Below are 459 nucleotides of genomic sequence, written 5' to 3'. Positions count from 1 at the left end.
GCCAGTGCCAGCGACATGATCGTCCGTACCCTGTACGACAAACTGGGCAGAGTCGCCAAAACCATCAGTCCACTGGGTGAAGTCACTGAGCTGCAATACAACGCTGCAGGCAACCTCGTTGCGACGATACAGCGCGCCAACACCCTCAATCCGTCCAGTGTCGGCATCAATGCCAAAGCAGAAGAGATCCAGGTCACAGCAGACCCAGTCAAAGACCGCAGCAGCTACCGTTATTATGATCAAGGCCAGAAATTAATTGGCACAGTCGATGCAGAAGGCAGCATCGTTGAATACCGCTATGACAGTGCAGGGCGCCAGACGACGATCATTGCGTATGCAACCCAGAACAAGGCAGCGCAAGTCAACAGCCAGTTGAGCAGCCTCATCACCCAAAATCCGTCCCAAGACGCGATTAGCTACAACTTCTATGATGCTGAGAACCGTGTAACCGCCACGGTC

At 53.8% G+C, this 459-nt stretch carries 1 protein-coding gene; it reads left to right on the top strand.

The window, feature by feature from the left end:
- On the top strand, nucleotides 1-459 hold a 459-nt coding region (locus ACO0LF_RS31475), incomplete at both ends, for a hypothetical protein (protein WP_423021344.1).

The organism is Undibacterium sp. Di27W (assembly GCF_049340345.1).
In the GTDB taxonomy this organism is placed as follows: Bacteria; Pseudomonadota; Gammaproteobacteria; order Burkholderiales; family Burkholderiaceae_D; genus Undibacterium.
Note: the sequence above shows the minus strand (reverse complement) of the source record. Positions and strands in the feature narration are given on the sequence as shown.